Source organism: Pelistega europaea (assembly GCF_013133775.1).
GTDB lineage: Bacteria > Pseudomonadota > Gammaproteobacteria > Burkholderiales > Burkholderiaceae_B > Taylorella > Taylorella europaea.
Map to the genome: position 1 here is coordinate 23,977 of NZ_JABGBO010000007.1, position 22,493 is coordinate 46,469.

Annotated in this window: 26 protein-coding genes; 19 read left to right on the top strand and 7 right to left on the bottom strand. The window is 41.2% G+C overall.

All coding sequences use genetic code 11. The annotated features are described in order from the left end of the window. The first annotated feature begins 54 nt into the window (after window positions 1–54). The gene (locus tag HKX40_RS07170) at window positions 55–777 is read left to right on the top strand and encodes an IspD/TarI family cytidylyltransferase (RefSeq protein ID WP_171588895.1); all 723 of its coding nucleotides are present in this window, start codon (window positions 55–57) and stop codon (window positions 775–777) included. Further along, window positions 774–1,856 carry an NAD-dependent epimerase/dehydratase family protein gene (locus HKX40_RS07175; RefSeq protein ID WP_171588896.1) on the top strand — a complete coding sequence of 361 codons (1,083 nt, stop codon included), beginning with the start codon at window positions 774–776 and terminating at the stop codon, window positions 1,854–1,856. The genes HKX40_RS07170 and HKX40_RS07175 overlap by 4 nt, the downstream gene beginning before the upstream one ends. A gap of 285 nt (window positions 1,857–2,141) precedes the next feature. Here the strand turns inward: HKX40_RS07175 and galU are convergent, their stop codons facing one another. Further along, window positions 2,142–3,026 (bottom strand): UTP--glucose-1-phosphate uridylyltransferase GalU, encoded by an 885-nt coding sequence (gene galU / locus HKX40_RS07180; RefSeq protein WP_171588897.1) that lies wholly within the window; start codon window positions 3,024–3,026, stop codon window positions 2,142–2,144. Between the two features lie 21 nt (window positions 3,027–3,047). Next, complete coding sequence (locus HKX40_RS07185; protein ID WP_171588898.1) at window positions 3,048–4,331, bottom strand: sugar transferase; 1,284 nt, start codon at window positions 4,329–4,331, stop codon at window positions 3,048–3,050. Between the two features lie 150 nt (window positions 4,332–4,481). On the opposite strand from HKX40_RS07185, the gene galE reads away from it, so the two are divergent. The 3 genes from galE to HKX40_RS07200 all read left to right on the top strand — a co-directional run bounded on the left by galE (window position 4,482) and on the right by HKX40_RS07200 (window position 7,662). After that, a complete protein-coding gene (gene galE / locus HKX40_RS07190; RefSeq protein ID WP_171588899.1) occupies window positions 4,482–5,495 on the top strand; it encodes a UDP-glucose 4-epimerase GalE in 1,014 nt (337 codons plus the stop codon). 12 nt (window positions 5,496–5,507) lie between these two features. Next, window positions 5,508–6,767, top strand: a complete 1,260-nt coding sequence (locus HKX40_RS07195; protein ID WP_171588900.1) for an O-antigen ligase family protein — start codon at window positions 5,508–5,510, stop codon at window positions 6,765–6,767. 76 nt (window positions 6,768–6,843) lie between these two features. After that, window positions 6,844–7,662: a glycosyltransferase family 25 protein gene (locus tag HKX40_RS07200; protein ID WP_171588901.1), complete on the top strand. Its 819-nt coding sequence runs from the start codon at window positions 6,844–6,846 to the stop codon at window positions 7,660–7,662. A 63-nt stretch (window positions 7,663–7,725) separates the two neighbouring features. Here HKX40_RS07200 and rfbD read toward each other — a convergent pair whose 3' ends face one another. From rfbD to HKX40_RS07220, 4 genes are all read right to left on the bottom strand, one after another. Further along, window positions 7,726–8,598 carry a dTDP-4-dehydrorhamnose reductase gene (rfbD, locus tag HKX40_RS07205; protein WP_171588902.1) on the bottom strand — a complete coding sequence of 291 codons (873 nt, stop codon included), beginning with the start codon at window positions 8,596–8,598 and terminating at the stop codon, window positions 7,726–7,728. 80 nt (window positions 8,599–8,678) lie between these two features. Then, window positions 8,679–9,221 (bottom strand): dTDP-4-dehydrorhamnose 3,5-epimerase, encoded by a 543-nt coding sequence (gene rfbC / locus HKX40_RS07210; protein WP_171588903.1) that lies wholly within the window; start codon window positions 9,219–9,221, stop codon window positions 8,679–8,681. Window positions 9,222–9,240: 19 nt separating this feature from the next. Further along, window positions 9,241–10,350, bottom strand: a complete 1,110-nt coding sequence (gene rfbB / locus HKX40_RS07215; protein WP_171589003.1) for a dTDP-glucose 4,6-dehydratase — start codon at window positions 10,348–10,350, stop codon at window positions 9,241–9,243. Between the two features lie 140 nt (window positions 10,351–10,490). After that, window positions 10,491–11,030 (bottom strand): adenine phosphoribosyltransferase, encoded by a 540-nt coding sequence (locus tag HKX40_RS07220; RefSeq protein ID WP_171588904.1) that lies wholly within the window; start codon window positions 11,028–11,030, stop codon window positions 10,491–10,493. A 427-nt stretch (window positions 11,031–11,457) separates the two neighbouring features. Between HKX40_RS07220 and HKX40_RS07225 the strand changes: the two genes are divergently transcribed. The 10 genes from HKX40_RS07225 to HKX40_RS07270 all read left to right on the top strand — a co-directional run bounded on the left by HKX40_RS07225 (window position 11,458) and on the right by HKX40_RS07270 (window position 19,000). Continuing rightward, window positions 11,458–12,432, top strand: coding sequence for a KpsF/GutQ family sugar-phosphate isomerase (locus HKX40_RS07225; RefSeq protein WP_171588905.1), 975 nt, complete (start codon window positions 11,458–11,460; stop codon window positions 12,430–12,432). A 12-nt stretch (window positions 12,433–12,444) separates the two neighbouring features. Continuing rightward, on the top strand, window positions 12,445–13,041 hold the full coding sequence (locus tag HKX40_RS07230) for a KdsC family phosphatase (protein WP_171588906.1): 597 nt from the start codon (window positions 12,445–12,447) through the stop codon (window positions 13,039–13,041). Window positions 13,042–13,049: 8 nt separating this feature from the next. Next, window positions 13,050–13,655: an LPS export ABC transporter periplasmic protein LptC gene (gene lptC / locus HKX40_RS07235; RefSeq protein WP_171588907.1), complete on the top strand. Its 606-nt coding sequence runs from the start codon at window positions 13,050–13,052 to the stop codon at window positions 13,653–13,655. After that, the gene (gene lptA, locus HKX40_RS07240; RefSeq protein ID WP_171588908.1) at window positions 13,652–14,245 is read left to right on the top strand and encodes a lipopolysaccharide transport periplasmic protein LptA; all 594 of its coding nucleotides are present in this window, start codon (window positions 13,652–13,654) and stop codon (window positions 14,243–14,245) included. The genes lptC and lptA overlap by 4 nt, the downstream gene beginning before the upstream one ends. Before the next feature lies 1 nt (window position 14,246). Continuing rightward, window positions 14,247–15,002 carry an LPS export ABC transporter ATP-binding protein gene (lptB, locus tag HKX40_RS07245; RefSeq protein WP_246233632.1) on the top strand — a complete coding sequence of 252 codons (756 nt, stop codon included), beginning with the start codon at window positions 14,247–14,249 and terminating at the stop codon, window positions 15,000–15,002. 162 nt (window positions 15,003–15,164) lie between these two features. Further along, window positions 15,165–15,482 (top strand): ribosome hibernation-promoting factor, HPF/YfiA family, encoded by a 318-nt coding sequence (gene hpf, locus HKX40_RS07250; protein WP_171588910.1) that lies wholly within the window; start codon window positions 15,165–15,167, stop codon window positions 15,480–15,482. A 194-nt stretch (window positions 15,483–15,676) separates the two neighbouring features. Further along, window positions 15,677–16,123, top strand: coding sequence for a PTS IIA-like nitrogen regulatory protein PtsN (gene ptsN / locus HKX40_RS07255; protein WP_171588911.1), 447 nt, complete (start codon window positions 15,677–15,679; stop codon window positions 16,121–16,123). A 55-nt stretch (window positions 16,124–16,178) separates the two neighbouring features. Next, window positions 16,179–17,105, top strand: a complete 927-nt coding sequence (gene hprK / locus HKX40_RS07260) for an HPr(Ser) kinase/phosphatase (protein ID WP_171589004.1) — start codon at window positions 16,179–16,181, stop codon at window positions 17,103–17,105. Between the two features lie 219 nt (window positions 17,106–17,324). Then, the gene (gene rapZ, locus HKX40_RS07265) at window positions 17,325–18,209 is read left to right on the top strand and encodes an RNase adapter RapZ (RefSeq protein ID WP_171588912.1); all 885 of its coding nucleotides are present in this window, start codon (window positions 17,325–17,327) and stop codon (window positions 18,207–18,209) included. Continuing rightward, window positions 18,206–19,000 (top strand): septal ring lytic transglycosylase RlpA family protein, encoded by a 795-nt coding sequence (locus HKX40_RS07270; RefSeq protein ID WP_246233634.1) that lies wholly within the window; start codon window positions 18,206–18,208, stop codon window positions 18,998–19,000. The genes rapZ and HKX40_RS07270 overlap by 4 nt, the downstream gene beginning before the upstream one ends. A gap of 102 nt (window positions 19,001–19,102) precedes the next feature. Here HKX40_RS07270 and rsmI read toward each other — a convergent pair whose 3' ends face one another. Then, window positions 19,103–20,023 carry a 16S rRNA (cytidine(1402)-2'-O)-methyltransferase gene (gene rsmI, locus HKX40_RS07275; protein ID WP_171588913.1) on the bottom strand — a complete coding sequence of 307 codons (921 nt, stop codon included), beginning with the start codon at window positions 20,021–20,023 and terminating at the stop codon, window positions 19,103–19,105. Window positions 20,024–20,075: 52 nt separating this feature from the next. On the opposite strand from rsmI, the gene HKX40_RS07280 reads away from it, so the two are divergent. The 4 genes from HKX40_RS07280 to HKX40_RS07295 all read left to right on the top strand — a co-directional run bounded on the left by HKX40_RS07280 (window position 20,076) and on the right by HKX40_RS07295 (window position 22,489). Next, window positions 20,076–20,564 carry a YraN family protein gene (locus HKX40_RS07280; protein ID WP_171588915.1) on the top strand — a complete coding sequence of 163 codons (489 nt, stop codon included), beginning with the start codon at window positions 20,076–20,078 and terminating at the stop codon, window positions 20,562–20,564. A 113-nt stretch (window positions 20,565–20,677) separates the two neighbouring features. After that, the gene (locus HKX40_RS07285; RefSeq protein ID WP_171588916.1) at window positions 20,678–21,268 is read left to right on the top strand and encodes a phosphoheptose isomerase; all 591 of its coding nucleotides are present in this window, start codon (window positions 20,678–20,680) and stop codon (window positions 21,266–21,268) included. 1 nt (window position 21,269) lies between these two features. Further along, on the top strand, window positions 21,270–21,956 hold the full coding sequence (locus HKX40_RS07290) for a BON domain-containing protein (protein WP_171588918.1): 687 nt from the start codon (window positions 21,270–21,272) through the stop codon (window positions 21,954–21,956). 35 nt (window positions 21,957–21,991) lie between these two features. Continuing rightward, on the top strand, window positions 21,992–22,489 hold the full coding sequence (locus HKX40_RS07295; RefSeq protein WP_171588919.1) for a peroxiredoxin family protein: 498 nt from the start codon (window positions 21,992–21,994) through the stop codon (window positions 22,487–22,489). The last annotated feature ends 4 nt before the right edge of the window (window positions 22,490–22,493 follow it).

A 22,493-nucleotide genomic window follows, 5' to 3' on the forward strand; every position in this document is an offset into this window, starting at 1 on the left:
CAAAATTTTTTAGATTTAACAATCTACACTCCTACCGTCCCACAAGGTAACATCATGAATATCGCTATCATTATTGCTGGAGGCTCTGGAAACAGGATGGGTTCAGATATTCCCAAACAATTTATTAAGGTGAATGATAAACCCGTACTGATTTACACATTAGAAAGCTTTCAGGATCATCCTCTAGTGGACAGCATTCTTCTAGTCTGTATTGATGGATGGCAGGACACTGTACAGGATTATGCAAAACAGTTTCACATTAGTAAATTAAAATGGGTAATTACTGGTGGAAATACTGGGCAAGAGTCTATCCGCAATGGGGTATTTTATCTGAAGGATAAAGCTAATTCCGATGATAATATCATTATCCATGATGGAATACGTCCTTTGGTAGATTCTTCCGTTTTAAGCGATGTCATTACTAAATGCGAACAGTACGGAAATGCTGTTTCTTCTATGCCATACAATGAACAAATCTTTATTGTTGATAATGATATCTCAACCACCCAATTTATCCCCAGAGAGATGATTCGAAGGGTCTCCACTCCACAATGCTATAAGTTCTCGTTACTCTTCGACAAGTACACTGAGGCCTTTACCAAAGGTATTGGTATTCATGGTTCGCACTATACGAATACTATGATGGTTGCTCTTGGAGTCAGACTTTATTTTGCCACCGGATCGGATAAAAACATAAAATTAACTACGCCAGATGACTTGGAGATGTTCAAAGCTTATTTAAATATGCAAGCCTCAACTCCCGGAGATTTAAAATGAGTATTTACACACATCCCCTCTACCAAGAAGATTTATCTTCCTTATCATTCTTAAATATTCCTTGGGAAAAACTACAAAATAAAAATCTCTTAATTTCCGGAGCAACAGGATTAATAGGATGCTGTCTAATAGATGTCATTATGCATCTCAATTATCAAGGACTTAATTGTAAAATTTATGCTCTAGGGCGGGATAAGCAGAAAGCAATAGCTAGGCTCGGACACTACGAAGCACACAATTTACTCCAATTTATCTCTCACGATATTACGAAACCATTACCTCATGCAACTTGGGGCAATATCGACTACATCATCCATCTAGCAAGTAATACCCACCCTATTTTATATGCTACCGACCCTATTGGAACAATTACGACTAATATTATAGGCACCCTTAATATGTTGGAGTTTACCAGCCAACAGAAAAATGCCCGCTGTCTGTTTGCATCTTCAAACGAAATCTACGGTGAAAATAGAGGGGACACAGAAAAATTTGACGAACTGTACTGTGGATATATTAATCCTAATACCGTCAGAGCAGGCTATCCAGAAAGCAAGCGATGTGGAGAGTCATTATGTCAGGCCTACATAACACAAAAAAATATTGATGTTGTCATCCCTCGCTTAACTCGCTCATACGGTCCGACAATGCTACTCTCTGATTCCAAAGCAATTAGTCAATTCATTAAAAATGCTCTCCAAAAAGAGGATATTGTCCTTAAAAGTCAAGGGCTCCAATACTACTCATACACGTATGTGACTGATGCTGTAGCTGGTTTGCTAACTGTATTACTAAAAGGAAACTCTGGGGAGGTATATAACGTAGCAGATGACACTTCAGATATTCGACTATGTGATTTAGCTTCAATGATTGCCAATTTAGCAGGAACCACCGTTATTTACAATAAACCAGATACCACAGAGTCTGCAGGATACAGCACCGCAACAAAAGCTAGACTTGATGGTAGCAAATTACATACAAAGCTGGGTTGGAAAGCCAAATACAATATTCAGCAAGGGATAGAAAGAACTATTAAGATTTTGCAGGAATTTCAGTGTTACACCCACCCAAAATTATAGTTACCTTGTTTATCACTATTCTTTCTTGCATATCCACCTCTATTTAAATGACTCTTGCTCATCAACCCTATCTTGAATGTTATATTTCTCTTTAGATTTTTAAGATGAAATTTCATTGCTAACTTACCTTCCTGTTCTTTCGATAGATGAGACGAGGTGTGCTTAACTATGAGTGGACAAAAATATCCTACCCAAACACCAATATAAAAGGGACTCCGATAAGTTATGATTTTGCTTACCCCTTCATCGGTATCCCTCTGGAAAAAAATGATAGCAATGACTAAATTACTTAATCCGCTGTTTCAACCACGCTTCAAACTCTTGGCCAACTTTTGCATGACGCAAGCTATACTCCACAAATGCCTTAGCATAACCCAACTTGTCACCACAATCATACGACTTACCAGTAATCACAGCCGCCTCCACAGTTTCTTGCTTCATCAACGCAGCAATAGCATCAGTCAGTTGAATTTCACCACCCACCCCAGCTTCTGTTTTTGCTAAAAGTGGCCAGATATTTTGAGAGAATACATAACGTCCAATAACAGCCAAATTAGAGGGGGCAGATTCCACAGGAGGCTTCTCTACAATCGCATGCATAGGTGCTGATTGACCCGCTTCCAATTTCACACCAGAACAATCTACCACTCCATATTTAGAAACATCCTGCTCTGGTACGGGTTCCACAAGCACTTGACTAAATCCTGTAGCCTCATAACGTTTAATCATAGCCGCAAGATTATCCTTCAGTGGATTACAATCAAGCTCATCAATCAGCATATCAGGTAAAAGCACTGCAAATGGATTATCACCAATGACAGGGTATGCAGCAAGCACCGCATGCCCCAGCCCCTTTGCTGTCCCCTGACGCACACTAATCACTGAAGCATCGGCTGGCTTGATGGACTGAACTTCGTTCAATAATGCTGTTTTTCCCTTGTCTGCTAGTTGACTCTCCAGCTCATAATTAGTATCAAAATGATTTTCTACCGCTGTTTTAGAGGAGTGATTGACTAGCACAATATCCTTAATTCCCGCGGCAAAACACTCATCTACAATATATTGAATCAAAGGCTTATCCGCTAAAGTTAGCATTTCCTTAGGAATCGCCTTGGTAGCTGGTAACATACGAGTACCAAGACCAGCAACTGGTATAACTGCTTTTAACATAGTTTAATCCTATCAAAAAACCTAACGAGCACCAAATCCTGTTAGGATAATTTTAACTGTCTTAAATATAATTAACACATCAAGCCATAATGAGAAATGCTTGATGTAATAAAAATCATATTCTAATTTAATCTGTGTATTTTCAACATCAGCTGCATAGCCCTGTAAGCACTGAGCCCAACCAGAAATACCAGGGCGGACAATATGCCTGTAGGCATAAAATGGAATCTGTTTCTCAAACTGGTCTGCAAAATAACGCTGCTCTGGTCGAGGACCAATAAGACTCATATCCCCCTTTAACACATTAAACAATTGTGGCAACTCATCTATGCGTAACTTCCGAATAATTTTACCGACACGAGTAATACGCTCATCATCCTCATCAGCAAACTGAGCCCCATTTTTTTCTGAGTCTACTCGCATACTCCTGAACTTATACATCATAAATTCTTTGTTCCCTTTACCGACCCTAGGTTGGGAAAACATAAACCACTTGCCATCCTCTAAAAAAATACAAATAGCAGCCAGCACCATAATAGGTAAGGCTACAGGCAATGCCACCAATGTCAGTACAATATCCATCGTTCTTTTGATAAGGGAATAGACATACGAGGGGAGTAATGATCCCAACTGATTCTCGTACATATGATGTATCCGAACCCTCCCTGTTAGGGACTCTTCCACCTGACGTGCATTGTATACGGGCAACCCATTCAACACACAATCGGCCAGATACTTTTGCCATTTGGCTGTCAATTCTGAAGAATGCAAATCTGTAACTATCATATTAAAACGGTTATGCGAGTCTACATCATCTGGGTCAGTTAACACATACCATGTAGCATTTTCAATCAAGATGAGGTTCTTCGCTCTACCTAAGGGAATAACAGCAATTTTAGGAATAATCCAACGTCTTCCCAAAAAATACAAGACAAAACCATAGGTCAATGTTGCGCAAAAACTAATGAACAATAAACTTAGCGAGTATCCCAACCTGAAAATAAAAAATAAACCAAGAAGTAAAATATACCATGTGATAACAGTAGAAATAATATAACTACTGGACTTATTCCCTGGAAACTTTAACAGCATTCTCAAGGTAAAAATAATCCCGATATTCGCAAGCAACACCCCATAAAATGTGTGTAGCCTTATAGGATTGTGCGACAGATAAAAGTCTCCTCTCCACAACACCCATGCAGGTATGATGGTACTAATCAACGCCACCAAAACAATCTGTGTTGTTGTGCTAAAAAAAACTCTCTCATACCAGCGAGAATGACGACGAACGGGCAAATGGCTCATAAGTTTTATATGCAGTCAAATGGATACGTGGATTATATCAATTCAACCTAAATATTGTCTTATGCAGACAATATTTATTTAAATATGATTTACTGTTAGAATTTATGCTTTAAAAAGCATAAATTCTGCTACTGATAAAAAGGAAAAAAAATGAACATTCTCGTCACAGGCGGAGCTGGTTTTATCGGCTCGCATACCGTTGTTGAATTACTTGATGCAGGGCATAACGTTCTTGTCCTCGATAATCTTTGCAATAGTTCTCCTAAAGCCCTTGCTGCGGTAGAACAGATTACCAATAAGCAAGTCCCTTTTATTCAGGGAGATATACGTGACCGAGATCACTTGAATCAGATTTTCTCACAGCACAAGATTGATGCTGTTATCCATTTTGCAGGATTAAAAGCTGTTGGGGAAAGTGTACAAAAACCGCTTGAATACTACGAAAACAATGTTGCAGGGACGATTACCTTGCTAGAGGCCATGCGCGATGCAGAAGTGTTTAATATTGTATTTAGTTCTTCTGCCACTGTATATGGTAATCCTGCTGAAATCCCTATTTCAGAGAACTGTCCGACTGGCACACCGACGAATCCTTATGGTATGTCTAAATTAATGGTTGAGCATATTATGCAAGGTTTGTCTCTTTCTGACAATCGCTGGTCTATTGCACTATTACGTTATTTCAATCCTATTGGTGCTCATCCAACGGGCTTAATCGGGGAAAATCCTAACGGTATTCCAAATAATCTTATGCCTTATATTACGCAAGTGGCGATTGGTAAGCTCAAAGAGTTATCAATATTTGGTTCAGACTACGATACTCATGACGGAACAGGGGTTCGCGATTACATCCACGTTGTCGACTTAGCCCAAGGGCATCTTGCAGCATTGAATTACTTAAACAAACAAAAAGGTTGCTTTACTTGGAATCTTGGTACTGGTCAAGGCTACTCGGTTTTGGATATGGTCAATGCGTTTGAGCGTATTAACCAAGTCAAGGTTCCTCATAAGCTAGTCGCTCGCCGTCCTGGTGATATTGCTGCGTGTTGGTCGAATCCAGAAAAAGCAGCTAAAGAACTAGGTTGGACAGCACAATATGGCTTGGAAGATATGGTACGCCACAGCTGGAACTGGCAACAAAAGAATCCCCGTGGTTTTGAATAAAGTTTCTCTATCATGAATCAGTCTGCCTTACTTTCACGTTTTATTACCATTAGTGTTTTCTTTATCTTTGGATTAGGGATGTCGATAGGAAATGGCTACTCTATTGGGGCGGCCATTTTACTCCTTACCTCTATCTTTTTCTATATCCAGCAATATAAAGCTAAGTTATTGGTAAGCTTATCTGCACAGGATAAATGGCTAATTGCCTTATGCATTATCTACCCCTTGGCTGCTATAGTCTCCTTGCTTATTACTGGAGACAACATACGGCAATTTGATAGACCGATTCGTCTTCTCTTAAGCATTCCTATTTTTTACCTTATTTTCCGTCAAGGGTTATCTCGTAAGGCTCTTTTCCTGTCGCTTGCTATTGGGGGAATTTGCATAGGTGGAGTTGCTCTCTATCAAGTCCATATCCTGCATCTAGATCGTGCACATGGTAATACGGTTGCTATTCAATTTGGCAATATAGGCGTTCTCATTGGGATGCTCTCTTGTATAGCAATCTTCTTTGTGCCATCACAACTTTCCTATAAAAAAGGTCTACAATGTCTCTTGCTACTAGGCTGTCTGGGAGGGTGCTGTGCCTCCATACTTTCTGGTTCTCGTGGAGGATGGCCTGCTATCATTATTGCTATCGTTCTGCTAATGATTTACTTCAATAAAGTCAAATGGCAGCATTTATCAGTTGCTGCTGCCATCGCTGTAGCTGTCGGGACATACATATACTACTCCCCAGACAACTATATTCATCAACGTATTCAAGAAAGCATCTCTGAAGTTGTCCACTACAAGCCAAACACTAACTCCTCTGCCACCAATTCTTCAGTGGGGGCTCGTTTAGAGATGTGGCGTCTATCTATGAAACTTATTGCAGAAAGGCCTATCCTAGGCTGGGGAAAAGATGGCTACCTAGCACAGATGCAAGAGTTTGCTAATAGGGGGGAAACAACTCAACTTGTCAGCTCTTTTGGTCATCCCCATAATGACCTAATCAATGCTCAGGTTAAACAGGGAATCTTAGGCGGTTTGACATTATTAGGGCTTTATTTGATTCCTCTCTGCCTTTTTGCTAGTCACCGTAAATCTGCCAACCAAGCAGTACGATTTTATTCCATTGCTGGAGTATTGGTTGTTCTAAGTTATATCCTTTTTGGGTTAACACAAGCATTTCTTAGGCATAACAACGGCATGATGTACTATGTCCTATTTATCACCTTATTTTGGGGTGGACTGCGTCATGCAGAGGCACAACTATCAAATCAGAAATAAAATAAAGGCAAGGAATAAACAATTTGTTATACAATGAAAGCTGTTATCAACATTTAGCACAATAAAAAGTCACCGCATGATGGGAAATTCACAACATACTTATGTTATTAGTCTGAAAACCGCCGTAACTAGGCGTAATCACATTATCAATGAGTTCTCTCAACATGATGTTGCTTTTCAGTTCTTCGATGCCATTATTCCTGGTGCCTCGCTCGAGGCTTCTATGGCAAGTCTTGTTCCCAACTTGGCACTGCAAAATAAGCTGAGTGCAGGAGAAAAGGCTTGCTTTATGAGTCATGTAGAATTATGGAAAAAATGTATTGATGATAATCTTCCATTTATCCATATTTTTGAAGACGATGTTTTGCTTGGAAAAAATGCCCCGCTAATTTTTAACGATAGCTCTTGGATAGAAAAGCGCTTTTCTTTATCTGAACCGTGGGTTTTAAAAACAGAAACGTTCCTTTCTAAGGTGGCTTTAGGCAAGAGTGCTATCCCTAATTTTCACCGTTTCCGTTTTCTACGCTTATATAGCTCCCACTATGGGATGGCAGGTTATACGCTATCTCAAGAGGCTGCTAGGTGCCTGCTAATGTTGGTAAAACAATTACCTGTTCAAGCACTAAATCCGATAGACCATATTCTGTTTAGAACCTATCTTAACGACTCAAATCCGGTGAAGGTCTATCAACTCGCTCCAGCTATATGCGTTCAAGCCGATCGTGTGGAGAAAAATACTACCCTTCTATCAAGTCAACTGGAAAAAGAACGCACTGAAGTCAGAGTCAAGACCAAAGAGAAAAAAAGTATTATGGCAAAACTTATTCGTGAGATAAAAAAGATTCCTCTTGCCATCAAAAAATTGGGTTTTAAGCAAGTAAGTTTCGAACGCTAACTTCTCTTTTTATATTTTGTTTCAAAATTCAGAGAGAAAATAACTGCCCTTATTGACAATTAGCTAGGTAATATCTACTCCACTCTGTAGAGATACAACTTTTCTTAATGATAAGATGGTACTATCTGGCACCATACTTCCCCAGTAATTAGCTAACAAATCCATGCTTAACACTGAATATTGAGGTCTAGCTGCAATTGTCGAATATTGATTGGAGGAAATAGGAATAATATGGGGTGTCTTGATAGATGCTCCCGTGGTAAAAATCCTCTGGGCAAATTCATACCAAGTCATTATTTGGTTACCGCAATAGTGGTATAAACCATTAAGTATCTTATCCTGCTGTATCAGCTGGATAATGATGTCAGCCACATCTCCTGCATATGTAGGACACCCCCATTGATTATCAACCACATGTATGGTATTTTGCTCTCTTCCTAATCTCAGCATAGTTTTTACAAAATTCTGTCCATACTCACTAAAAACCCAAGAGGTTCTTAGCACAACTGCCTTTTTACAATAAGCCAAAGCCATCTGCTCTCCTACTAATTTGGAGTGCCCATAGACATTAAGGGGATTAGGGGTATCCGTTTCTTGATAAGGGGTGCGTTTATTGCCATCAAACACATAGTCTGTTGATAAATGAAAAAGTCTAGCTCCTACTTGTTCAGCTACCAACGCCAAGTAGTGTACTCCATCAGCATTTACTGCAAATGCCTGCACTGGATTTTTTTCTGCTTGTTCGACATTTGTATAAGCGGCAGCATTAACAATAACATCTGGTTGAAAATTAAAAACTTGCCGCCTAACGTCTTCTTGATGGGTAATATCCAGTTCAGCAGAGGTCAATGCCAATACCTCCCATTGTGGGGGAACCCTATCTTGGAAACACCGCCCTACCTGTCCACCAGCTCCTGTCAATAATACTCTGATCATTTTCCACCTCTTTTTTTCATATCCTTAAAGACTATCTCTCTAGTTTGAGGTTTTCAGTAATCAATTTTTGTGTATAAGAATCAATAGTAATAAGGTAACTCCCCCAATAATTTCCCTTGTTTATCTTTCTCAGAAAGAATAGGAGTTTCAATGGGCCATTTTACCCCTACTGTGGGATCATTCCAAAGTAAACAACCTTCCGCTTGCGGATCATAATAATCTGTACACTTATATTCCACATCAGCAATTGCACTTAGAACAACAAAACCATGGGCAAGACCAGGGGGAATCCAGCATTGTTTTTTGTTATCTTCACTCAGAATAACCCCCTCCCACTGCCCATAAGTTGGAGAAAAGGGACGAATGTCTACCACCACATCAAAAATTTCTCCTCTAACCACTCGTACTAGTTTTCCCTGTGGATGTTTGTACTGAAAATGCAGTCCACGCAGCACGCCTTGAACCGAGCGAGAATAGTTATCTTGCACAAAATCATCAGTAATACCTAGCATTTTCTGATAACGCTCTTTCTCAAAAGTTTCTAGAAAAAAACCTCGATTATCATGAAAAACTCTAGGCTGGATGACTTTGACATCAGCAATGGTAGTATCCACAATCTGCATTTACACTTTCCTTTGGTGCCTAGGGCAATTTCGTTGTACTTGATTGCCCCAACCCTAGTCTTTCCAACTGATATTTTCCATCAAGAATCATTTGCCACCAAGATGTATTCTGAAGATACCACTCTACTGTGCTACAAAGTCCGTTTTTAAATGTCTTTTGTGGTTTCCATCCTAGTGTTTGTCTAATTTTTGTGGTATCAACTGCATAACGCACATCATGTCCTGGGCGATCTTTAACAAAGGTTATTAAATCCGCATAACTACATAAGCTAGGAGTATTTGGGTTTTTTGTCACAGGATAAAACGTATCCAATAAATGACAGATACTTTTTACAACATCAATATTCTGATGTTCCTCATGTCCACCAATATTGTATGTCTCCCCAGCTGAAGCTCGTGTAAATACAGTCCATAAAGCATCTGCATGGTCCTCAACATACAACCAATCACGGACTTGCTTCCCATTCCCGTATACAGGCAATGGTTTTCCTGCCAAACTATTCAATATCATCAGCGGTATCAACTTTTCAGGAAACTGATATGGTCCATAGTTGTTGGTACTGTTTGTGATAATAATGGGCAATCCGTATGTTCGCCCCCATGCCCTCACCAAATGATCACTGGCTGCTTTACTAGCTGCATAAGGGCTACTAGGGTTGTAAGCATTATGCTCTGTAAAGGGAGTTATTTCATGTGACTGTCCTAAATCTCCGTATACCTCGTCGGTAGAGACATGAAGAAATCTAAACTTTTTTTGGGATTCTGTTAATAGGGAATTCCAATATTGACGAGAAGCCTCCAATAATTGATATGTACCTTCTACATTCGTTTTAATAAAAGTTGCTGCACCATCAATAGAACGGTCAACATGACTTTCTGCTGCCAAGTGAATGACTCCACAAGGACGATACTTTGCAAATAACTCATCTAAAGTATCTTTATCACAGATGTCAGTTTGAGAAAAAATATGGCGAGGGTTATTACGAAAATCAGATAAGGAATAAAGATTCCCCGCATAGGTTAGTTTATCTATATTGACAACAATATAATCTGTATTACGGATGATATGACGAACAACGGCAGAGCCAATAAACCCTGCTCCGCCCGTGATAAAAACTGTTTTAGACATCATGTACTGGGCTTATCAAGTCATAAAAAACGGTTCAAATCATGTCGTTATTTGAGTCTAACTATGAAACTCACAATAGGGCTAAAGCAAGCCCTAAAGAAGTTGGATACTATAATCCCATCGAAACAGAGGACGTATCCCTAAAATTCATATAAAGTCTTCACATTTAACCCACTCTCACGAATAAGTTTTGATCCCCCAAGAGCTGGCAAGTCAATAATTGCTGCTGCCTCAACTACATTAGCCCCCAAACGGCGCAACAAGCGACTAGCCGCCAACATGGTACCACCTGTAGCAATTAAATCATCAATTAGCAAGATGCGTTGCCCAGGCTTAACGGCATCAGTATGAATTTCTACCGTCGCACTACCATATTCTAGATTATAGTCCTCTCCTACTGTCTCAAAAGGAAGTTTTCCTTTTTTGCGGATAGGTACAAAACCTAGGTTCAACTCATACGCGATTACACTACCTATAATAAATCCGCGAGCATCCACACCTGCCACTAAATCTAAACCTTGACGCATATAACGTGAAATAAAAATATCAATCAACATTCTAAAGCATCGCGGATCTTGTAATACTGGGGTAATATCACGAAAGTCCACCCCTGGCTTAGGCCAATCATGAATAGTACGGATAGATTGACGAACGATTTCTAGCGGATTGTATTGCTGCATGATAAACCTAAAGAAAAAGAAAATACCAACCCCACATTATAACGACCCAAGCAAAAAGTTTTGCTAATAACACCGCAATCTTTCCAAATTCGCCCTTACATGCCCCACCTCTGTGTGACCCCAACAATTTTCCAAATTTACCTCCCTCCCCCTTATACAGCACTCCAGTTACAGCCTCTGCCACCTTTGTACAGCCTCCTGTTATAACCCCTCCGTTATAACCCTTACATGACCCATATCTGTGTTGTCCTAACAATATTTTCACCCCCTCATCTCCACATATATCTCCGTATGTTTTTCCAACTTAATAAACATCAGCACGGCTTTTCTTTCCATCACATCTTCATTAACACCTAATAGGAAAGAACTTTTTTCAATATACTCCTAATCACTGCAATTTCTGCTAGGCTTACATTAAAATATAGCCATGCAAAGAGAACATCCTTATCTAAAATCTGGTCGACAGACAATTATTACTGAGGCAGAGACTCTCTCCACTTTGGCAGAGCATCTTGGGGAGTCGTTCGTCCATGCGGTCGGGTTGTTGCTCGCTTGCAAAGGGCGAGTAGTAGTCACAGGCATTGGTAAATCAGGGCATATTGGACATAAAATTGCTGCCACTCTTGCCTCTACTGGATCGCCTGCTTTCTTTGTCCACTCTGCTGAAGCAGTACATGGTGATTTGGGCATGATTACTGGCGACGATGTTGTGATGGCTATTTCCTATTCCGGTCAATCCAATGAATTATCGACCATTTTGCCAGTGGTCAAGCGATTAGGTTCTAAAATTATCGCTATATGTGGTGATAAGCAGTCCGACTTAGCCAAGCTCTGCGATGTTTTTTTGGATGTCCATGTGACTCGAGAAGCATGTCCATTGGGTCTAGCACCGACTGCCAGCACAACAGCAACTCTCGCATTAGGTGATGCCTTGGCTGTGGCTTGTTTAGAGGCACGCAATTTTGGGGCTTCTGATTTTGCCCGGTCTCATCCAGGAGGGGCGTTGGGGCGGCGTTTGCTGACTCATGTGCAGGATGTGATGCGCCAAGGAGATGATTTGCCTATTGTCTCTGTAGACACCCCACTTACACAAGCCCTTGAGGTGATGTCCGCCAAGCGCATGGGGATGACCATCATTGCTGATGCTTCTCACAAACCCATAGGTATTTTTACCGATGGGGATTTGCGTCGTCTTATCCAAAAACACGGTGACATTCGACCTTTTAGCATGGGAGAGGTGATGACACCATCACCCAAAACGATTTTAAACAGTGCATTGGCCGTTGATGCTGCTAGCCAAATGGAGCAATCCAGGTTATCACATATGTTGGTCACTGATACTTCAGGACATATCGTCGGTGCACTACATATGCATGACCTTATGACAGCAAAGGTCATTTGAAGGGATATATTTATGTTAAATAAAATTTTACACCCTGCTGAATCCTTGATTCTCTCTAAGATTCCTGAGTCTATCCGTCAGCGTGCCCAAAATATCCGTCTTGTCGCTTTTGATGTAGATGGTGTATTAACAGACGGTTCTCTTTTCTACAATGAGGCAGGCGAGCAATTAAAACGTTTCAATGCACTGGACGGGCATGGTTTAAAAATGTTAAAGCAGAGTGGCATTAAAGTTGTCCTCATCACTGGTCGTAGCGGTCCTATTGTCACTCGCCGTGCTGCCGACCTTGGCATTGCCCTTGTCTATCAAGATGCACGTGATAAAGCTCAACTTATCACCACAATTGCAAATGACACCAATCTACAACTTGATCAAATTGCTTATATCGGGGATGATATTATCGATTTACAAGCCATGCAAAAGGTTGGGCTGGCTGTCAGCGTACCTCATGCACCTGCCTATATTCAACAAGCAGCACATTGGGTAACAACTGTACAAGGCGGATATGGTGCAGCCAGAGAACTGGCTGATGTCATCCTTGCATCTCAAGGTCTACTAGGTCCTTTCTTGCAAGGAAGCCTACTTGTTCGAGGTGTTGCTATTCAATAAGTATTCCCATGAAAGATCGTCTCCCTGCTTTTACCGCCCTCTTTCTTCTTGTTGCTCTCGTGATTACCACATGGTGGGCTGCTGGCTATGTACAACATGCTGTACCAACAGATCCTCCTGTCGTCATTCGCCACGAACCCAATGCCATGTCAGGTCCTTTTATCATGATTAACACCGATGCACAAGGGCGTGCAACGAATCGCCTGACCGGAGATACTCTGCGACACTACCCAGATGATGACTCTGTAGAAGCGGACAATGCTCACCTAATCAGTCTACGGCCTAATATGCCTCGTATGACAGCAAGTGCCAACAAGGCTATTCTACGAGACAAGGGGGACTATATTCTCCTGCAGGGGGATGCACATATCCATCGCTATCCTAGTGAAGATACTTCGGCTCTTGATGTGCGTAGTGAAGAACTAACTGTACTTCCCCAAGAAGATATTATCAAAACAGACAAACCAGCTGATGTACAACAAGGTAATTCTCGCATGAAAGGCAAGGGAATGCTTTACAATAACAAAACTCGTCGTTTAGAAGTTTTCTCTAATTCAGACGTGGTTATTTCACCTAAAGACGTTAATCAATCGAAAAAAGGCTCTAATAAATGAAGACTCGCTTGTTGCTCAGTGTACTATTGCTCGGCCTACCCTTGTGTGTGACAGCCCAAACAAAGCCAGCTGAAGACCCAGAGACAGTAGTGTTATCTGATACATTAAACTATGATGATGTAGCTAAAACTAGCGTATTCAAGGGCAACGTCATTTTAACGCGAGGACTCATGCGCCTCACGGCAGATGAGTTACAAGTCAGAGAAGACGAAAAAGGTTTTCAACATGGTACAGCTACCGTCTCCAAAGGTAAAAAAGTTACCATTCTAGAAGAACGCCCTGAAAACTACGAAACCATTTATGCCGAGGGCAACAGTGCCACCTATAATGGAGAAACAGGTATTGTTCGTCTCATCGGTCAATCTGTACTTATCCGTCGTGTATGTGGTAAACCTATGGATACCCTACGCGGTAATATTGTGACTTATAACAACAAAAATAATACCTATTATGCAGAAGGAGGGGCTAAAGGTTCTCAAAGTCGTGTCAGATCCGTGGTACAGGCTCGTTCTAAAACCGACAATGCAGTAGAGGAATGTCGCCAGAAATATCATGGCAAGCCAATGCCATCTAGTATTCAAAAGAAATAATATGTCAGATACTTTAGGAAAACTTCAAGCTGTAGGTCTACGTAAGACTTATGGTAAACGTACTGTAGTGCAAGATGTCACTCTAGAAGTCTCTAGTGGTGAGGTGGTTGGTTTACTGGGGCCTAATGGAGCTGGTAAAACAACTAGCTTTTATATGATTGTGGGCCTTGTCCCTGCTGATTCAGGGCGTATCGAGATTGACGGTCATAATATCACCGCCTTGCCTATCCATCGTCGAGCCCATATTGGTTTATCTTATTTACCGCAAGATGCCTCTATTTTCCGTCGTCTGACGGTGGAGCAAAATATCCGTGCGGTATTAGAATTACAAGAAAACCCAGAAACAGGTAAACGTCTTAGTAAACATCAAATTGATGAAGAACTTGAAAAGTTGCTTACTGAGTTGCAGATTACACATATCCGCAAAAATCAAGCCTTATCACTCTCTGGTGGTGAACGTCGTCGTGTCGAAATTGCTCGTGCGCTGGCCACCCACCCTAGATTTATCTTACTAGATGAACCTTTTGCTGGAGTAGACCCTATTGCAGTCATTGAAATTCAACGCATTGTACGCTTCCTCAAAGAACGCAATATTGGCGTACTCATTACCGACCACAATGTCCGTGAAACTCTTGGCATCTGTGATAGGGCCTATATTATTTCCGAAGGCACAGTGCTCACTGATGGTGCTCCTGATGATATTATCCAAAATCCTGATGTGCGTAAAGTCTATTTAGGTGAGCACTTCAGAATGTAATCTTTTATAGGTTATTACCCTTAATCTCACAGGAATAATGTAATTATCTATTGATTAAATTCAAAAACGGTATACACTAGAGGTAAGCAGGCATCAACTATAGTCATAAGCCTGCTACTGCGTCAGAATTTTCTGACACTTTAGATGAAAAGGAGTATCCATATGAATTTAAATATCTCTGGTCACCATCTTGATATAACTCCAGCGATTAAAGAATACGTTGAGACCAAACTTGCTCGCGTATTGCGCCATATAGATAATGTCATTGATGTCCAAGTCATCCTCTCTAAAGAGCCTATCAAACAAAGGGCTGAGGTGACATTGAGAGTTCCCGGTAAGGATATTCATGCAGAATCAGCTGATGATAATTTATACGCTGCAATTGACTTGCTCGTGGATAAAACAGACCGTTTAGTGCTTAAACACAAAGAAAAACAAAAGAGTTTTTCTAACACAGCAGCTAAACATATCACAGCTTAATAACTGTCTATCTCGTAACCCGATACTGTCTTGTATGGTATCGGGTCAATAAGTGAAGTGAGTTTTATAAGCAATAAACCATGATTGGATTGAACAAGCCCATTAAAATTCATATAATGCTTGCTTTCCCTAAACATGATGAATGCCCTTTATAACTGATTTCCGAATTAGAAATTCATCTTATAATCGCAAGTATGAATCAATTATCTTCTATTTTGTCGCTCGAAAACATCCTTTTAGATGTAAATGCTACCAGCAAGAAACGAGCTTTTGAACAAGTTGCCCTTCTTTTTGAAAATAATCAGGGTATCGCTCGCTCTACAGTATTTGATGGATTATTCTCTCGTGAGCGACTAGGCTCTACTGCTTTAGGGCATGGTGTTGCAATACCTCATGGGCGTATTCCTAAACTAGAGCATGCTCATGCCGCTTTTGTCCGACTTGCCACCCCTATCCCTTTTGATGCCCCTGATGGTCAAAATGTACAGCTTTTGGTCTGTCTTCTTGTCCCCGAGAGTGCAACACAACAGCACTTAGATTTGTTGGCAAGCATTGCCCAAAAGCTCTCTGATGAGGGTACTCGTCAGCAATTATTGACAAATACCGACCCTCAAGCGATCTATTCTTTATTAACCGCCTAACATTAAGCCAATGTGTATTCACGTTGGCTTTATTATTTTTAACCTCCAGATGACTATGCTACCTCTCCAAGAATTAATTGACGACAATGATGAAACGCTGAAATTTGTATGGAAAGCTGGACAGGTAGCAGCTGCAAGACCCTTACCAGAGTCCACTGGCGATGCCGCTGACTTGGTCGGTCATCTAAACATGATTCACCCAGCACGTATCCAGGTCTTTGGTCAGGAGGAAATTGATTTTTTCTCTCGTCTCGCACCAGCCCAACAAGAGCGTGCTCTTGTTAACCTTGCTGAAGGGAGTGTTCCTGCTATCATCATTGCCGAAAGTATTGAAGCTCCACAGAACATTCTCAATTTCTGTCAACGCAGTAAGATTCCCCTTCTCTCCTCTCCTGCAAACTCTGCCAGAGTGATTGAGGTATTGCGTGTTTATTTAGCTCGACGCTATGCCCCTACCACAACAATTCATGGGGTATTTCTTGATGTGCTTGGGTTGGGCGTGCTTATTACAGGTGAATCTGGTCTGGGGAAAAGCGAATTAGCGCTAGAGCTAATTTCTCGAGGACATGGTTTGGTTGCCGACGATGCAGTAGAGTTTTCTCGCACTGCACCTACCCTCATTGAGGGACAATGTCCTGAATTACTGCGTAATTTATTAGAGGTTCGAGGCTTAGGTCTATTGGACATTCGTACAATTTTTGGCGAAACTTCTGTCCGTCGCAAGATGAGTCTTAAACTGATTGTACACCTCGTCCGAGCCAACAATGAGAAGTTTGAACGTTTGCCTATCCAAGACCAGATGCAGGATATTCTCGGTATTCCTGTACGTCGTGTTATGTTACAAGTAGCAGCTGGTCGCAACCTAGCAGTGCTGGTAGAGGCAGCTGTTCGTAATACGATTTTAAAATTGCGAGGTATTGATACCTTGAGTGAATTTATGGAACGTCAATCTAGGGCTATTCTAGAAAACAGTCGTTTATAGTACTACCTATTGGCTCTCGTATTCATATACTGTTGATGCAACTTGTGCGTTCATTTGTCATATTTTAAGTATGGAATGGATGATATGCTAATGTCCATACAGTATGTTTGATGACAGCACTGTTTTTTGCCAGATGAAATCCATTTTAAATGGTCACACCACGTGGATATTCATCTCTAATAGGTGTCTAATAGCACTAACAAAATTTAGGTTATCATTATGCAAAGGTCCGTTGTTCTTATTACTGGTATTTCTGGTTCTGGCAAGTCTGTCGCCTTACGGCAATTAGAGGACTTGACCTATAACTGTGTAGACAATTTACCAGTGCCTTTATTACATGAATACATTAACAACGCCCTAAATGACAATTTAGATAAAATTGCCGTCGCTATTGATGCACGCTCTCACGGAGATATACAAAACATGCCAGAGATTATCTGTGGTCTGCGTGCACAGGGTGTTCCTATCAAGGTAATTTTCTTAGAAGCTCGTACAGATACCTTATTACACCGTTATTCTGAGTCTCGTCGTGCCCACCCCCTGACACTACGAATCAAGCAACTAACAGGTACTACTCCATCTCTGGAAGAATGTATTGATTACGAAAAAGAATTATTAGCCCCTTTGCGTCAAACAGAGCATGTTATTGATACTTCTGACCTCACACCCAGCCAATTAAGAGCCTGGGTAAGAGAGTTAAGTGAAGTAGAAATGGGAGAAATCTTACTAACGTTTGAATCTTTTGCATTCAAAAAGGGCGTTCCAAGTAGCGCAGATTTAGTTTTTGATGTAAGATGTCTACCTAACCCTCATTACGATCCTGAACTTAAGCCCCTCACTGGGCGTGATTTACCTGTAGCGGATTGGCTATCTAGCTTTGATAGCGTCAATGAGTTGATTAACGATATTACTGCATATATCCAAAAATGGCTTCCTTATTATATGCAGGACACGCGTAGCTACTTGACAGTAGCCATTGGTTGTACAGGCGGTAAGCACCGCTCTGTTTATGTGGCCGAAGAATTGGCCAAACGTTTCAGTTATCACCGACCTTTACGCGTGCGACATCGTGCACAAGCACAGTTTTATAGCGATAAAGTATGATGAGACATTTTTTACTTGCGCTTGTTGCCATGATTGAGGTGTTGTTTTCTCCATCAATCGCCGAGGCAGCGACTAGCGCACCTTCGATGACTTCAGAAGTGACTCCTTCTTCTGCTGGTTCTATGACTCAAGCAGCACAAGCGTCAGCTTCTAGCACAGCTAATTCAGAAACTTCCTCTGAGTCCACTGTGCCTAAACGCACTACAACAGCAGCATACCGTATTACAGTAAATGGTATTTTCCCTGAATCTCCTACCGAGAACTGGGGGAGCAAATCGTTGGACGAAAAGTTCAATGATGATGATACATACTTGTCTGAGCAGGCAGAGACGGATTTATCATCGGGCAGTACGACTAGCTCGACTGATAACTCTACCCTCAAAAAGGACAATGCCCCTAAACTACGTGTAGAATCCTCGCACACCCGACGAGGTAAAGCCTATACAGTCAACGGTAAACGTTATGTCCCTTTTGCTAGTATTAAGGAATTTTCACAAACGGGGGTCGCCTCTTGGTATGGCCCAGGATTTCATGGCAAAAAATCCTCTAATGGTGAGCGATTTAATCAGTATGCTCTTACAGCAGCACATAAAGAATTGCCGCTCAATAGTATGGTTAAAGTGACTCGTGTCTCAACAGGCAAAAGTATTGTTGTCAGAATCACTGATCGTGGACCGTTCCACAAAAACCGTGTTATTGACCTATCGTATGGTGCGGCTAAAAAACTAGGTATTGATAAAAAGGGTGCTGACAAGGTTACGATTGAATTGATTACAGATAACCGAGGTTAATTAGTTTTTAATAATCTTTACCGATAAATATCTTTAATTATTTATCACCCCTATCATACGGACTGTGTACACACAGTCCGTTTTGCTTTTGCCCCATATAGACTACCCCTCTTCTTTTAAAGCTAAGGCTCGACTATATACTCTATCCTTTGGTAACTGTGTAAGTTGTGTAGTGATTTTAACGGCATCCTTGAGCGAAATATGAGCCAACATAGTACTCAATAATTTATCCAGCTCTGCATTATCCTCATTCTGTATCTCTTGCATGGGGCTGAGAATTAACACAAACTCCCCTTTTTGACGGTGGTCATCCTCTTGAATCCATATTAATAACTCCCCAAGTGGCAAAGAAACCATCTGTTCAAATCGCTTGGTAAGCTCTCTAGCCAACACTACCACCCGCTCTGCTCCATAGGTAGACAGCATATCTTTGATACTATCAACGATGCGGTGTGGTGACTCAAACATAACCACGGATAAGGTGCTATTTTGCCATTGTTGCAACCACTGTTGACGAGCATGTGACTTGGGAGGAACAAATCCAGCAAAGATAAATCCAGGATTTTCATCGCTTGTCATACCACTACCCATCAATGCAGTAATCACAGCAGAAGCACCAGGAATTGGTCTTACCTCAAAACCTGCTTGGCGTACCAATGCCACTAATTTTCCCCCTGGATCACTTACTGCCGGAGCTCCTGCATCTGAAATAAGTGCAACACGTTGCCCAGACTGTAACCGTTGCACAATGTGTTGAGCGGCTTCCGCTTCGTTATGCTGATGTGCTGCCATCAATGGTGTAGTAATGCCATAGCTATTGAGTAGACTTTTAGAGGAGCGAGTATCTTCACAGGCAATCACATCGACCATTTGCAAGATATACCATGCCCGCCAAGTCATATCGCACAGATTACCAATAGGAGTTGCCACAATATACAGCACTCCTTCGGGCCAATATTGCCGCTGTAAATCTTCTGTCACTCTTTCCAATAGTGGATGAAATTGTCCAGCTCCTATCGACATAACTACCCTATTACGTAAAAATATAAGAAGCTCTTATTATCGCAAAAAACCTATGGATATTCGATTTAATTTGCTCAAACCTATAAAACGACGACATGCCTCTCAAAAAGCACCCCCCCACAAAATATCATCTATCCCTGCTGGGGACTGTCTATCACAAACCGTCAAGCACCACCATTCCGCACGTCAAGAAAAGGGGTTTTCTTACGAACAAATGGCACTGGACTTTCTTCTTGCACAAAATTTAGTACTACTAGCACAAAATCTCTCTTGTCGAATGGGAGAAATTGATTTAGTCATGCAAGATGGGCAAACTCTGGTATTTGTAGAGGTACGTTATCGACGTAGTCATCAATTTGGAGGAGCAATCGCTAGCATTACACCTACCAAATACCGTAAATTACAGCGAACTGCTTATTATTTTCTCCCCTTTTTAACTCAACGCTTCTTTTGCGGCATAACACCACCCTGCCGTTTTGATGCTGTATGCATTCATGGCGATAGCACTGAGAAATTATGGTTAAAAAATATCACATATTGAGGTAACTGTTAGGTATTGAAACAACATAATTTGCATAATAAGGCATTTTTCCCAAATAGGAAGGCTGTCAAGGTTATACTACTAGCTATTGCGTTTTATTACGACGGACAGGAATGGATTTAAAAGACAGAATTTCTCTTCATTTTGATGATGCAGCAACATCACTACAACATAGCACCCAACAATTGCAAGAGCCGTTAGCACAAGCAACTCATATACTTGTAGATACCATTAACCAAGGTAACAAGGTGCTGGCTTGTGGCAATGGTGGCTCTGCTGCTGATGCACAGCACTTTATTGCAGAATTAGTGGGCCGTTTTGAAAGAGATCGTATCCCTCTTGCTGGGGTAGCACTTAATACAGATACATCGATTCTCACTGCAGTGGGCAACGACTACAGTTTTGATGTGGTATTTGAGCGTCAGGTGCAAGCACTGGGTATGCCCGGTGATTTACTCGTAGCTATCACTACCAGTGGGAATTCTGCTAATGTGCTTAAGGCCATCCATGCTGCACACGACCGTGGTATGAGAGTGATTGCCCTAAGTGGCAAAAAAGGCGGAGCATTGAATGACATCCTACTTCCAGACGATGTTCATTTATGTGTTCCACATGACCGCACCATGCGTATTCAAGAAATTCATATTTTATTGTTGCATATTCTATGTGACGGGCTTGATGCTTTCTTATTGGGAGACTTTTAGTATGAAAACAGCTTTCCGCCCTGTGATTATTGCTGCACTTGTTGGTAGCACTCTATTATCTGGATGTATTACCTCTCTTGTTCTAGGTGGTGCCGCCGCTGCTGGACTCATTGTATCTGATCGCCGTACCGCAGGTATGCAACTCACCGATAAAACTATCGTGGTCTCTGTGGAAAGTAATATTAAATCTCAACTCAATGCCGATACACTCCGTGTCAATGCTACTTCTATGAACCAACGTGTATTACTCACTGGTGAGGTCGCAAACCAAGCGGACAAAGAGAAAGCAGGTCAAATTGCACGTGGAGTCAAAGATGTGAAAGAGGTTGTCAATGAATTAATGATTGGTCAACCAGCTCCTTTTAGCACTCGTTCACGCGACTCTTGGATTTCTTCTAAAGTGCGGAGTGAATTACTATTTACCAAGAATATCCCTTCACGCACAATTTCTATTACTACCTCCCAAGGAGTGGTCTACCTTATGGGTAATGTCACTCAACAAGAAGGGGATTTAGCAGCTCAAACAGCCGCCTCTGTAGCTGGTGTTGTACGTGTTGTTAAGGTATTCGATATTATTACATCAACCAATAGCACAAGTAGTTCGACTGGCTCGTCTGGTGCCTATAACTCTTCCACAAGTACTACCAGTTCTAGCACAGGCATGCAAACTGCACCACTTAAAGATTAATAAACCTTAAAAATTAATGGATATAGGTATTTCTCATGAATAAAATGATTGCTGCTATTACAGCATTAGTTGTAGTGATTGCTGCCGGATTTTTCATGTTTTTCCCTTCTCAAGGTGAGGCACAATCAGCAACCTATCACACACTAGAAGGTAAAACAATTACTTCAGCAGACCTCAAAGGTAAGGTTGTGCTTGTTAAATTCTGGGCAACCACTTGCACCACTTGCATTGCTCAAATGCCTGACACAATCAAACACTACAATGAATATAAAGATAAAGGCTTTGATACTGTTGCAGTGGCAATGAGCTATGACAATCCAGATGCCATCCAGAAATTCAGTGAGAAATACCAATTACCATTCACTATTGCTTATGACAAAACGGGTGAGCTTGCAAAACAATTTGGTGGTATTCGTTTCACGCCTGTCGCTTTTTTACTTGATCGTCAAGGCAATATTGTAAAACGTTATATTGCCAACTATGATGAACAAGAATTTATTCAGACTTTAGAAAAAACACTTGCACAGAACTAGGAGT